The 11,811-nt window shown below is 39.7% G+C and carries 13 protein-coding genes and 1 tRNA gene; 8 read left to right on the top strand and 6 right to left on the bottom strand.

Annotation, left to right across the window (positions count from 1 at the left end):
* Positions 1–308: 308 nt before the first annotated feature.
* Complete coding sequence (locus V471_RS00760; RefSeq protein WP_084871002.1) at positions 309–944, top strand: DUF4230 domain-containing protein; 636 nt, start codon at positions 309–311, stop codon at positions 942–944.
* A 17-nt stretch (positions 945–961) separates the two neighbouring features.
* Positions 962–1,690 (top strand): hypothetical protein, encoded by a 729-nt coding sequence (locus tag V471_RS00755; RefSeq protein WP_084871001.1) that lies wholly within the window; start codon positions 962–964, stop codon positions 1,688–1,690.
* Between the two features lie 51 nt (positions 1,691–1,741).
* Here the strand turns inward: V471_RS00755 and V471_RS00750 are convergent, their stop codons facing one another.
* Both V471_RS00750 and V471_RS00745 read right to left on the bottom strand, forming a co-directional pair.
* On the bottom strand, positions 1,742–2,041 hold the full coding sequence (locus tag V471_RS00750) for a hypothetical protein (RefSeq protein WP_084871000.1): 300 nt from the start codon (positions 2,039–2,041) through the stop codon (positions 1,742–1,744).
* Positions 2,038–2,457, bottom strand: a complete 420-nt coding sequence (locus tag V471_RS00745; protein WP_014632699.1) for an HIT family protein — start codon at positions 2,455–2,457, stop codon at positions 2,038–2,040. Before V471_RS00745 ends, V471_RS00750 begins: the two co-directional genes overlap by 4 nt.
* A 64-nt stretch (positions 2,458–2,521) precedes the next feature.
* Between V471_RS00745 and V471_RS00740 the strand changes: the two genes are divergently transcribed.
* The 5 genes from V471_RS00740 to V471_RS00720 all read left to right on the top strand — a co-directional run bounded on the left by V471_RS00740 (position 2,522) and on the right by V471_RS00720 (position 5,932).
* Positions 2,522–3,253 (top strand): ABC transporter ATP-binding protein, encoded by a 732-nt coding sequence (locus V471_RS00740; RefSeq protein WP_014632700.1) that lies wholly within the window; start codon positions 2,522–2,524, stop codon positions 3,251–3,253.
* Positions 3,253–4,287: an ABC transporter permease gene (locus V471_RS00735; RefSeq protein WP_415244984.1), complete on the top strand. Its 1,035-nt coding sequence runs from the start codon at positions 3,253–3,255 to the stop codon at positions 4,285–4,287. The genes V471_RS00740 and V471_RS00735 overlap by 1 nt, the downstream gene beginning before the upstream one ends.
* Positions 4,288–4,344: 57 nt before the next feature.
* Complete coding sequence (gene ccrZ / locus V471_RS00730; protein WP_002884270.1) at positions 4,345–5,136, top strand: cell cycle regulator CcrZ; 792 nt, start codon at positions 4,345–4,347, stop codon at positions 5,134–5,136.
* Between the two features lie 9 nt (positions 5,137–5,145).
* Positions 5,146–5,787 (top strand): tRNA (guanosine(46)-N7)-methyltransferase TrmB, encoded by a 642-nt coding sequence (gene trmB / locus V471_RS00725; RefSeq protein ID WP_003096317.1) that lies wholly within the window; start codon positions 5,146–5,148, stop codon positions 5,785–5,787.
* 58 nt (positions 5,788–5,845) lie between these two features.
* A tRNA-Ser gene (locus V471_RS00720) sits at positions 5,846–5,932 on the top strand.
* Between the two features lie 77 nt (positions 5,933–6,009).
* On the opposite strand, the gene V471_RS00715 is transcribed toward V471_RS00720, so the two are convergent.
* Positions 6,010–7,185, bottom strand: a complete 1,176-nt coding sequence (locus V471_RS00715) for a BaiN/RdsA family NAD(P)/FAD-dependent oxidoreductase (RefSeq protein WP_084870998.1) — start codon at positions 7,183–7,185, stop codon at positions 6,010–6,012.
* 112 nt (positions 7,186–7,297) lie between these two features.
* On the opposite strand from V471_RS00715, the gene ilvD reads away from it, so the two are divergent.
* Positions 7,298–9,016 carry a dihydroxy-acid dehydratase gene (ilvD, locus tag V471_RS00710; protein ID WP_170314552.1) on the top strand — a complete coding sequence of 573 codons (1,719 nt, stop codon included), beginning with the start codon at positions 7,298–7,300 and terminating at the stop codon, positions 9,014–9,016.
* A 128-nt stretch (positions 9,017–9,144) separates the two neighbouring features.
* Here ilvD and V471_RS11025 read toward each other — a convergent pair whose 3' ends face one another.
* The 3 genes from V471_RS11025 to V471_RS00695 form a co-directional block, all read right to left on the bottom strand.
* Entirely contained in the window at positions 9,145–10,110 is a 966-nt protein-coding gene (locus V471_RS11025) for an IS3 family transposase (RefSeq protein WP_045771628.1), read from the bottom strand.
* Positions 10,107–10,784 carry a helix-turn-helix domain-containing protein gene (locus V471_RS00700; RefSeq protein ID WP_045771627.1) on the bottom strand — a complete coding sequence of 226 codons (678 nt, stop codon included), beginning with the start codon at positions 10,782–10,784 and terminating at the stop codon, positions 10,107–10,109. Before V471_RS00700 ends, V471_RS11025 begins: the two co-directional genes overlap by 4 nt.
* A 186-nt stretch (positions 10,785–10,970) precedes the next feature.
* Positions 10,971–11,330, bottom strand: coding sequence for a metal-sulfur cluster assembly factor (locus V471_RS00695; RefSeq protein ID WP_084870997.1), 360 nt, complete (start codon positions 11,328–11,330; stop codon positions 10,971–10,973).
* Positions 11,331–11,811: the final 481 nt, after the last annotated feature.

Below are 11,811 nucleotides of genomic sequence, written 5' to 3'. Positions count from 1 at the left end.
AAACTCCTTTATTTATAATAATCTAAAAACTAACTTAAATTTAGATTCTATTTTCAAGAAAGCGTTGACAACGCATTCATATCGCTATATAATTTTTGTGTAAAATTAAATTTTGGTGAGTAATTTCTTGGGTTTAATATTACAATCTTTTGTTATTTGATAAGGAGAAATGATGTTAAAAGTAGTTTTATGGATTTTGGCTATTCTACTTCTTGTAGGAGTAGCAATGTTGAACCCCCTAATTGCAGCTGGGATTGTAATTTTAGCACTGTTGGTCCAGTTGTTTTTGAAGAAGTAGGAGAATGTGAATGAAATTAGTTAAAAAGTTTTTTAAAACAAAGATTTTACTTTGGAAAGCAGTCGGTATTGGACTTATTGCTTTACTGGGACTAGTTTTTGGATTATATATTAGTTTTTCTACAGCAAACAGTGAATCGAACCAAACTACAAATACATATTCAACTATAAAAAAAATTGAAAAAGTTCAAGAAGTGGTTTTGTTAAATGTTGGTATACAGAAAGTCAAAACAATTAAAGATAATACAAAGTTATTTGGTACTAAATTTGTAATTCCTGGTTCTGAAAAGAGAGCAATTATTATTCTTAACTATACTGCAAAATTCGGTATTAAAAAAGGTGTTTCTATTAGTAAAGAAGGTGAACACCATTATCTTGTGACTTTGTCTAAATTTGAGCCCATTGGTGTAGGACTAGATAAAGATAGTCCTTATAAATTATATGACACTAGTGGGGGAATCTTGAGTGCATCAACTCCTAATATTGATACTGGTAAAGCAGTTGCAGAAGGATTTTCTAACAAGGAGCAGGAATCTTATTTAAACGATCACAGAAGTATAATAGAGGAATCAGCAGAAAAATATTATACTTCGCTAATCAAATCAATCGATTCAGAAGCAACAGTAACATTACAAAGTAAAAAATAATTTTAGGAGAAAATACTATGAAAAAATTAATTGCATTTATTCTTTTACTATTCGTTGGTACTACATTGGTGGGGTGTCAAAGTGATAGTAAGACATCGGAGGGCAATCCTAAGGTAAAACAATCAGATGTTAAGGTTACTAAGTCAGATCCTTTCCAAAAACTTATTGATAGCTCCAAATCTACAGATGAAATTTATGTTACTGATGATATTACTGTAGGCAAAAAAGGTGATGTTGAGCCGGGAATCTATGATATCGAGGTTACGGGTGGTTCAGGGAATATTTTAGGAACAAGAAAGTCTGAAGATGGTCTTTTTATAAACTTTGTTGCAGGTGCAGTTGGAAATATTACAAATGATGCTTCAAAGATTAGACTTATTTTATTTGATGGAGACACTCTTCAGTTACAAAATATTTCAAAAGTAAAATTTAATGCAGTACCTAAGGAAGTTGAGCCAAGTAATGAACTTGGTCAGGGAGAATTTATTGTAGGTAGAGATATTAAGGAAGGAACCTACAAATTAAGTACTAACGTTAATCTTAATCCAGAATTTAGTAATCTTGGTTGGAGTATCACCATTGAAGATTTAGATTCAAACACTTCAAAAAGCCAAGAATACAATTCAGGCAATACAGATGTTGTTGTTAAATTAAAGAAAAATCAAGTTATAAGTATTAATTATAGTGGATATGACGAGTCAACAAAGGCTGATGACGCTAAATTGATTTTTACAGAATACAAGTAGTTGTCGATTTTTCATCAGCAAAAAAGGTAAGTAGCTTCATGCTACTTACCTTTATTCTTTGTCCTCACCTTGATACTTTTGCAAGCGTTCTTGGATGATGTTGAGTCGGGGTTCAAGGTCTTTCTTGAAGACACGTGTTTTATAGTTGAGGTCTTGTTTGATGTCAGCAAGTACCAGGTTCTGTTCCTTGATGATGTCAAGGTTTCGTTTGATATTATCCAAATCGTAGGAGATATTTTCTCGTGATTGGTTGAGGTCTAGGAGTTCTTCCTTGATGTCTTCACGTCGTGTGTAAGCGTAGTAGGCACCATAGGCGAGGGCTCCAAGAGCTAGATAGCGTCCGATTTTCATTCTGTTACCTCTTTAGCAATGCTGTCAGCAAGGTTGGCAAGGGCAGCAAAGTCAGGTTCGTGTTCATCAAAGCTCATGTGGATACCGTCATCTGCACCGTAACGAGGAACGAGGTGGATGTGGGCGTGGAAGACGGTTTGTCCAGCAACCTCTTCGTTGTTATTAAGGATATTCATGCCGATAGCTCCAGTTGCTTTTTGCACGGCACGGGCAATTTTTGGAACACGGCTAAAGACAGTCTCAGCAGTCGCAGCAGACATTTCTAAAATGTTGCGAACGTGTTCTTTAGGAATGACCAAGGTATGTCCTTTTGTAGCTTGTGAGATATCGAGGAAGGCTAAGACCTTGTCGTCCTCGTAGACTTTTGATGATGGGATTTCCCCAGATATAATTTTACAGAAAATACAATTATCCATAATAACGACCTTTCCATGAGTTTTTGTTATAATAGATTATATCATACCAAAGAGAGAAAAGATAATGCTTAAATTAGAAAAGGTGACGGGTGGTTACGCTAATATTCCCGTCCTAAAAGATGTGACCTTTGAGGTGGCTGATGGTGAATTAGTTGGTCTCATTGGTCTTAATGGTGCTGGGAAATCAACAACAATTAACGAGATTATTGGTCTCTTAACACCTTATGGGGGACAGATTGCCATTGATGGGTTAACTATTCAACAAGATCCAGCCAGCTATCGTCAGAAGATAGGTTATATTCCCGAAACACCAAGTCTCTATGAAGAATTGACGCTTCGTGAACATTTGGAAACTGTGCTGATGGCCTATGGTCTTGATGTGACTGAGGGTATGGCACGTGCGGACAAGTACCTCAAACTCTTTCGCTTAGATGAAAAGTTAGATTGGTTCCCGACTCAGTTTTCAAAGGGGATGAAGCAGAAGGTCATGATTATCTGTGCCTTTATTGTGAATCCAAGTCTTTTCATAGTTGATGAACCCTTCTTGGGCTTGGACCCCTTGGCAATCTCCGACTTAATTGAGCTTTTAGCTGAGGAAAAAGCTAAGGGCAAGGCAATTCTCATGTCTACACACGTTTTGGATTCAGCTGAGAAGATGTGCGACCGCTTCGTGATTTTGCATCATGGACAGGTCTTGGCACAGGGAAATCTTGAGGAGCTCCGTCAGACTTTTGGCGATGATAGTGCTAGTCTTAACGATATCTACATGCAGCTAACTAAGGGAGAATTGTCATGATAGCTAAGCTATTTATGGAGCGTAGCAAGCGATTCAATGCCCGCTGTGCTAAGTATAGCCGCTACGTCTTTAATGATCACTTTATCTTGGTTCTTCTCTTTCTGTTAGGTTTTGTCTTGGTTCAGTATAGCCAGTTGCTTCGACATTTTCCAAAGAATCCGTGGGCAATCATTCTTGGTTTGCTAGTGCTTTGTCTTCTATTGCCTTTCTGGGGGAATATTGCGACTTATTTAGAGCCAGCTGATAAGCATTACCTTTTGGTGAAGGAAGAAGAGGTGTTAGACCATGTTAAGAAGGCAACAGGGCGTGCTTTTAGATTTTGGGTAATCGTACAAACCCTGATTTTTATTTTGGTTATTCCCCTCTTTTTAGCCTTGGGACTTCCAGTTTGGGGAGTTATCCTTGTAGCTGTGGCTATGGCTATTCTTAAGTACTTTATTTTCCAGAAAAAGGCTCAACCTTTTTATAAGCAGTCTGGACTGAATTGGACTGAGGCTATTGCAGCGGAAAATAAGCGTCAACAATCGATTCTGAAGTTCTTTTCACTCTTTACCAATGTTAAAGGGATTACGTCGAGTGTTAAACGCCGTGCTTATTTGGATGCTATTCTCAAACGTACAAAGAAAGACAAGGAACATACCTGGTACAATCTTTACCTAAGGGCCTTCTTGCGTTCTGGAGATTACTTTGCCCTTAGCCTACGCCTGTTTGCCCTAACGCTTCTAGTTATCTTTTTGGTTCCTGAAAAATGGCTGGCTATGGTGCTTGTGGTTGTTTTTGACTACCTCTTGCTCTTCCAGCTCACGGCACTTAAATCGCACTTTGCTTATCAGAGAATGGCTAACCTTATGCCAGTTGGAAAAGACATGCAGGTGAGCAATCTTAAGCGCTTGATTACCCAGATTGTACTTGGGATGACTCTGGTACAGGCTGTTTGTCTCTTCGACCTTAAATTTAGCCTGATTTTGGTTGGAATGATGCTAGTTTTGAGCCTTGTTTACCTACCAGCTAAGCTTAAGAAGATGATTGACTAACACCTATTAAATAAGTTAAAATAGAAACAAATGACTAAAGAAAAAGGAGATGCCTAGGTGACATCAACAGATAAAGATTTGAGCCTGACTCCTCTCAAAGGAAATAGTGGTAAGGCCTATATGGGAACTTACCCAAACGGAGATCGCGTCTTTGTGAAGATGAATACAACACCAATCTTGGCAGCTCTTGCCAAGGAACAGATTGCGCCCCAGCTCTTGTGGGCTAAGCGTCTGGGAAATGGTGACATGATGAGTGCACAGGAGTGGCTTGATGGTCGTATTTTGACCAAACATGACATGAACAGTAAACAGATTATCCAAATTCTTGGTAATTTGCACCGCTCTAAACACTTGGTTAATCAACTCTTGCAGTTGGATTATCATATTGAAAATCCTTTCGATCTTCTACACGAGTGGGAGGAAAATGCCGCTTACCAATTGCGTGAGAATGGCTTCCTTCAAGATGTTGTTAGAGATTTGAAACGTCATCTTCCAGAGTTTCGTGCGGAAATTGCAACAATTGTTCACGGAGATGCTCGTCATAGTAACTTTGTCATCACAACCTCAGGATTGATTTATTTGGTTGATTGGGATTCTGTACGTCTAACAGATCGTATGTATGATGTGGCGCAGATCCTCAGCCATTACATTCCATTGGCACATTGGCCACAGTGGTTGTCATACTATGGCTATAAGAACAACGACCTTGTGATGGACAAGATTTACTGGTATGGGCAGTTTTCATATTTGACACAGATTTCAAAATTCTTTGATAGTCGTGATATGGAACATGCCAACCGAGAAATTTATGAACTTCGTAAATTCAGAGAGACCTTGCACAGATATTAGAAAGTAGACATGCGAGTTAGAAAACGTAAAGGTGCAGAGGAACACCTAGCTAACCATCCTCAGTACGTTATCCTTGAGCCGGAGGCTGCTAAAGGTAAGTGGCATGAGCTTTTTGGTAATGACAATCCTATCCATATCGAGGTAGGATCTGGTAAAGGGGCCTTCATTACTGGTATGGCCCAACAAAACCCTGACATCAACTACATTGGTATTGATATTCAGCTGTCTGTATTGAGCTATGCCTTGGATAAGGTTTTGGCTTCGGGTGCTGAAAATGTCAAACTCTTGCGCGTGGATGGTTCAGCCTTGACCAATTATTTTGAAGATGGCGAAGTGGATATGATGTATCTGAATTTCTCAGATCCATGGCCTAAGAGTCGCCACGAGAAACGTCGTTTGACATACAAGACTTTCCTAGATACTTATAAGCAAATTTTGCCTGAAAATGGAGAGATTCACTTTAAGACAGACAACCGTGGACTTTTCGAATACAGTTTGGCGAGCTTTTCACAGTATGGAATGGTTCTCAACAAAGTTTGGTTGGACCTTCATGCCAGTGATTATGAAGGCAACGTCATGACTGAATACGAGCGTAAGTTCTCGGAAAAAGGGCAGGTCATCTACCGAGTAGAGGCTCAGTTTAAAGATTAACTCTTGAAAACTTGATTAAAAATAACGATTAGTCTATTAATGGCTAATCGTTTGTTGTGGAGAGGTCGCATAGAGGCCGAGTGCGCACGCTTGGAAAGCGTGTAGTCCTTAACGGGGCTCGGGGGTTCGAATCCCCTCCTCTCCTTTGAGAAATAGACAAAAAATCCCTTCTATGACAGAAGGGACCTTTTTGTTGTCCTTATTTGAAAAAACTACCTAGTCTCAAGGGCTTTGAATACCTGCAACCCAACCAGTACAGAGGGCACTAGTAATGTTAAAGCCACCAGTGTGGGCGTTGATATCAAGGACCTCTCCTGCAAAGTGTAGGTGAGGGACTTTTTTACTTTCTAGGGTCTTGGGATTAATTTCCTTAAGGTCAACGCCACCTTTAGTCACAAAGGATTTAGCAAGTGACATTTTACCTGTGATTGGGATTTCCATGTCCTTAAGCTGACTGATAATGTTTTCCAAGTCTTTGGGGTGCAGTTGTTTAACCTTGCTATCAGCCTTATCTTCTGCTAGGAATTCAGCAACACGCTCAGGCACAAGCGCTTTGAGGGTGTTTTTGACAGATTTCTCGCGATTTTCCTCAAAGTAAGTCTTGAGATTTTCTAGACTTTGGTTGGGAAGAAAGTCCAGATGGGCAATCTCACCACCCTTAACAAAGCTAGAAAGACGTAGGGCAGCTGGTCCAGATAGGCCAAAATGGGTGAAAAGAAGGTCGTGGGTAATCTTGTGTTTGCCATAGGACAGAGTGACATCGTCAAGAGAAATTCCCTGTAAAGCCTTGTGAGGAAAGTCGGTTAGGAGTGGACTTTCCGCAGCTTCAAGATCAGTGACATGGAGCTTAAAATGGCGGGCAATATCATGTCCAAAACCAGTTGAACCAGTCGATGGGTAAGATTTTCCTCCAGTTGTAACGATGAGTTTATCACTGGTAAAAGTCTGGTCTGGAGACTTGACTTGGAATTGCTCATCAACTTTTTTGACGGAGACAACTTCTGTATTGGTAAGGATACTAGCACCCAGTTCCTGAATTTTATTTTCCAGAGCTTGGATAATGGTCCGTGATTTATCTGTCTTAGGGAAGACGCGTCCGTGATCCTCAACCTTGAGTTTGACACCATTGTCCTCGAAAAAAGCAATGATATCGTGGTTATCAAATTGTGAAAAGACGCTATAGAGGAAACGTCCATTACCAGGAATGCCTGCTAGAAGGTCGTCTAAAGTTCCGTTGTTAGTAACATTACAACGTCCACCACCAGTACCAGCCAGCTTCTTTCCGAGACGTTTGTTTTTTTCAATTAGGAGGGTTTGTTGGCCATAGAAGGCTGAGGCAATGGTTGCCATCATGCCAGCAGGCCCCCCACCAATAACGATAGTATCAAAATGTTTCATGCCTTTATTTTAGCATAATTTAAAAAGGGAGAATAGTTGGTAAATGGTCAGTCTTTTTAGACAATTTATGTTAGAATAGGAGTAGAAGTTTAAATTAGAATAGTTATTAACTATGGAGGAAAATATCGTGTCTGAAAATAACATGAAACACCGTTCATCTGTCTACGATAGCATGGTTAAATCACCTAACCGTGCCATGCTTCGTGCGACTGGGATGACGGATGATAGTTTTGAAAAGCCTATTGTTGGGGTTATCTCAACTTGGGCTGAGAACACACCATGTAATATCCACTTGCACGGTTTTGGTCAAATTGCCAAAGAAGGTGTTAAAGACGCGGGTGCTTGGCCAGTTCAATTTGGTACGATTACCGTTGCTGATGGTATTGCCATGGGGACACCAGGGATGCGTTTCTCATTGACATCTCGTGATATCATTGCTGACTCAATCGAAGCAGCTATGGGTGGTCACAACGTCGATGCCTTTGTTGCTATTGGTGGTTGTGATAAGAATATGCCTGGTTCTCTGATTGCTATTGCTAACATGGATATTCCAGCGATTTTTGCCTATGGTGGTACCATTGCACCAGGTAATCTTAACGGTAAGGATATCGACTTGGTTTCTGTTTTCGAAGGTATCGGTAAATGGAACCACGGTGATATGACTGCCGAAGAGGTTAAAGAACTTGAATGTAATGCCTGCCCTGGCCCTGGTGGTTGTGGTGGTATGTATACTGCCAACACAATGGCGACAGCCATCGAAGTAATGGGTATGAGTCTTCCAGGATCATCATCTCACCCTGCAGAATCGGCTGAGAAAAAAGCAGATATCGAAGAAGCAGGTCGTGCGGTTGTTAAGATGCTTGAACTAGGTCTTAAACCATCAGATATCTTGACACGTGAAGCCTTTGAAGATGCCATCACCGTCACAATGGCACTTGGTGGTTCAACCAATGCGACACTTCACTTGCTCGCTATTGCTCACGCCGCTAATGTTGATTTGACACTTGAAGATTTCAACGATTTCCAAGAGCGTGTGCCTCACTTGGCTGACTTGAAACCATCAGGTCAATATGTCTTCCAAGACCTTTACAATGTCGGTGGTGTGCCAGCCGTTATGAAATACCTTCTTAAGAATGGTTTCCTTCACGGTGATCGTATCACATGTACTGGTAAGACTGTTGCAGAAAACTTGGAGGCCTTCGATGATTTGACACCAGGTCAAAAAGTCATCATGCCACTTGAAAATCCTAAACGTGCTGATGGTCCATTGATTATCTTGAAAGGTAACTTGGCTCCAGAAGGTGCGGTTGCCAAAGTATCAGGGGTTAAAGTTCGTAACATTACTGGTCCTGCTAAAGTATTTGACTCAGAAGAAGATGCCATCGAAGCCGTTCTTTCTGATGAAATCGTTGATGGCGACGTAGTTGTTGTACGTTTTGTAGGTCCTAAGGGTGGTCCTGGTATGCCAGAAATGTTGTCATTGTCATCAATGATCGTTGGTAAAGGTCAAGGGGACAAGGTTGCCCTCTTGACAGATGGACGTTTCTCAGGTGGTACTTACGGACTCGTTGTTGGTCACATTGCTCCTGAAGCTCAGGTTGGTGGACCTATTGCCTACCTCCGTACAGGTGATATGGTTACAGTTGACCAAGATACTAAAGAAATTACTATGCACGTTTCAGACGAAGAGTTGGCGAAACGTAAAGCTGAGACTGAGTTGCCACCACTTTATAGCCGTGGTGTCCTCGGTAAGTATGCTCACATCGTTTCATCAGCATCTCGTGGTGCCGTTACCGACTTCTGGAACATGGATAAATCAGGTAAAGCCTAATTACATGATATAAAATAAAATCACACCGGACATTTTGATATGCCCCCTGTCAAGTAGACAGGTTAAATATCTAAAAAAGTGTCTGTTTTTGAAGGTCAGTCGTACAAAATAAATGTACGGCTGTTTTTTTATGCAGACCACTTTGACTTGTACTTTTCAATTTTGTTATTCTTAGCGATTGGGTATGACAAAGGATGTTCTGATGTTAAGGCAGCGTTTCTGACTTCCAAAGGCGTTCTACAGTCATATCTGCTTTGTGGACGCTCTTGACAGTAAAATCGGATATAGTCTTTGATGGCATATCGGAGGGAGGCCTCATCTGAAATCTCATACATCTGATACATTTCCGATTTTATAATTCCCCAAAAACCTTCTATTGGTCCGTTATCAATACAATGGCCTACTCTTGACATGGATTGAATCATATCAGTATCTTTCAGCTTTTTTTGAAAGTTTTTATTGGTATATTGAAACCCTCTATCGCTGTGAAATATAGGCTTAGCTGTGGGATTTTTTTCAATAGCTTTGTCAAATGTTTTGAAGACTAGCCGATTGTCATTTCGACCACTTATGACAAAAGCAATAGGATAGCGGTCATATAAATCAAGTATGGCACTCAGATAAAGTTTCTTATGAGAGTTAGGAATCTTAAACTCTGTAACATCTGTTACCCATTTTTTGTTCGGAGCAGTCGTATAGAAGTTTCTTGATAACTTATTTTCTGCAGTTTCTTCAGACTTGGCAGTCTTGTATTTTTTCCTTTTCTTACGGATAAAAGCGTGAATATCGAGTATTTTCATAATTCGGTGAATTCTCTTTCTTGAGTAATTCGTATGATTGAAATGATTGATCCAATCGGTCATTCTTCGGTATCCCAAGATGTGTGAAAAACGTTCGTCATATTCTTTAATTAATTCCGCAATTTCGCTGTTTAATTGTTCTTGTTCTGGAACTATTCTATGTTTCCATTTATAAAATGCAGACCTCGTAATGCCGAGCTGATGACACATCCAGCTAATGCTCCACCCTTTATTTGTGTTGAAGTCTTCAATCGCTAAGTATTTTGATTCGTGGCGCTGTTTCCCTAGCCTCACATCCTTCCGAATTCTTTCACTTTTTTTAAGAGTTCAACAGCCATATCCTTTTCTTCTAACTGACGTTTTAAGCGCACATTTTCTCTTCGTAAACGTTCTAATTCATCAACCTCATCATCTAGTTTGTGATGACCCCTTTTGTCAACTAAACCTTCTTCACCATCACTATCATACTTTTTCACCCACGAATACACTTGGCTATAAGAAACATCATAAAGTGACGCCGTTTCCTTATAATTGCGATTGTGTTCAATACAATAATTGACAATCTCTTTACGCTCATCAATAGTAGTTTTACGTCTTGCTTTTGCCATATAGACCCCCTGTTTTGGATTGTAATCCTTAAGTTCTATATTGGCATTATACATCCTAATCCACTTTCTTAAAAGTCCTGAAGAAATATCATACTGATGACCTAAATCAATAGATGAAGCCTCACCACTAATACATTTTTCTACAAGTTCCATTTTAAATTCTTTTGAATAGGAACTGTTTTTTGTTTTCTTTGTGAATCCTAAAATCCCATATTTTTTATAGATGGCGGCCCAATCTTGAATCGTCCTTGTGGAAATATGGAGACAGTTACATATTTCAGATCTGGAACGATTTCCATTAATATAATCGAGACAAGCTTGTTCTTTCTCGTATGGGGTGAATCTTTCTCTTCTAGACATAAAAATACCTCTTAAGTAGATTTTAGGTATTTACCTTGTCTACTTAAGAGGTATCATATCATTTGTTCGATGTGATTTTTTGGTGTTAAATCCTGAGACAGTTGATGGCAGCATCATGAAAAAGTGATCGTCTATCTGCTGTTAGCCTCAAAAAAACCGGTTGGAAATGTCCAATCGGTTTTCCTTTTATTTTCCGCCTCGAGGTGAGATACCAAGGGCAATGCGTCCATAACGACTGATACGTGTCATCTTCCAGACTGGTGAATAAGTGGTTTCCACCTTGACAGAGTTAATGCCGTCAATGGATTTTAGCTTTTCAGCGATTTCATAAGGCATAGTCTCTTCACAGCCACAACCAGTATCAGTAAAGGTCATAAGGAAGTAGCAGTGGCCATTTTCATCGACGGTGATTTCATAAATCAAACCAAGGTTGTAAATGTCTAGCTCAATCTCAGGGTCGAATACAGTGGTCATTTGTTCAACGATTGGCTCTAAGAAGGGCTGGGCCAAATAATTGACCTTAATATCATCACGGAAGTTTTTCATAGGACTCATTCTTTCTATTTTGCTTTTGTTTATTATGGCATAATTTAGGGCTTTTTTCAATCTCGGATGGCAATATGAGACTTTAGTGAGCGAGTGGATTGACAATAAAAAAACTCCAACAGTCAAACCGTTGAAGATAATGTGATTTATGCTTCAATATCAAGCAGTTTTGCAACCAAGGTTGCTCGAATGCCACCCATAATTGGAGCAAGAATGAAAATCCCAAACCTTGTGGAATTGTTCCCACCATTCCTAGATACAACAGATCTGATACCGGCCAAACCTAATTTGGAAGTACCGATTGTTTAAGTCAAAGACTTTCCTTCTATATACATTTATACCCACACATAGTTTACCAAAAGCTTAGCTTCCTATCAAGTAAATTGTTTGAAGAGTGAAAGGAAAAAGGAACTTAAAAAGAGTCCTTCAGATATCCAGAATAACTAGTCAAATTGACAGAAAGGAGTGATTGTGATATTCT

This window comes from Streptococcus salivarius (assembly GCF_002094975.1).
GTDB classification, from domain to species: domain Bacteria; phylum Bacillota; class Bacilli; order Lactobacillales; family Streptococcaceae; genus Streptococcus; species Streptococcus salivarius_D.
This window is presented reverse-complemented; position numbering and strand designations above follow the sequence as displayed.

What these genes read in the sequence shown, in the direction of transcription:
- V471_RS00760 (WP_084871002.1), top strand. Translation starts at nt 309, where the DNA reads ATGAAATTAGTTAAAAAGTTTTTTAAAACAAAGATTTTACTTTGGAAA.
- V471_RS00755 (WP_084871001.1), top strand. Translation starts at nt 962, where the DNA reads ATGAAAAAATTAATTGCATTTATTCTTTTACTATTCGTTGGTACTACA.
- V471_RS00750 (WP_084871000.1), bottom strand. Translation starts at nt 2,041, where the DNA reads ATGAAAATCGGACGCTATCTAGCTCTTGGAGCCCTCGCCTATGGTGCC.
- V471_RS00745 (WP_014632699.1), bottom strand. Translation starts at nt 2,457, where the DNA reads ATGGATAATTGTATTTTCTGTAAAATTATATCTGGGGAAATCCCATCA.
- V471_RS00740 (WP_014632700.1), top strand. Translation starts at nt 2,522, where the DNA reads ATGCTTAAATTAGAAAAGGTGACGGGTGGTTACGCTAATATTCCCGTC.
- trmB (WP_003096317.1), top strand. Translation starts at nt 5,146, where the DNA reads ATGCGAGTTAGAAAACGTAAAGGTGCAGAGGAACACCTAGCTAACCAT.
- V471_RS00715 (WP_084870998.1), bottom strand. Translation starts at nt 7,185, where the DNA reads ATGAAACATTTTGATACTATCGTTATTGGTGGGGGGCCTGCTGGCATG.
- ilvD (WP_170314552.1), top strand. Translation starts at nt 7,298, where the DNA reads ATGGAGGAAAATATCGTGTCTGAAAATAACATGAAACACCGTTCATCT.
- V471_RS00700 (WP_045771627.1), bottom strand. Translation starts at nt 10,784, where the DNA reads ATGTCTAGAAGAGAAAGATTCACCCCATACGAGAAAGAACAAGCTTGT.
- V471_RS00695 (WP_084870997.1), bottom strand. Translation starts at nt 11,330, where the DNA reads ATGAAAAACTTCCGTGATGATATTAAGGTCAATTATTTGGCCCAGCCC.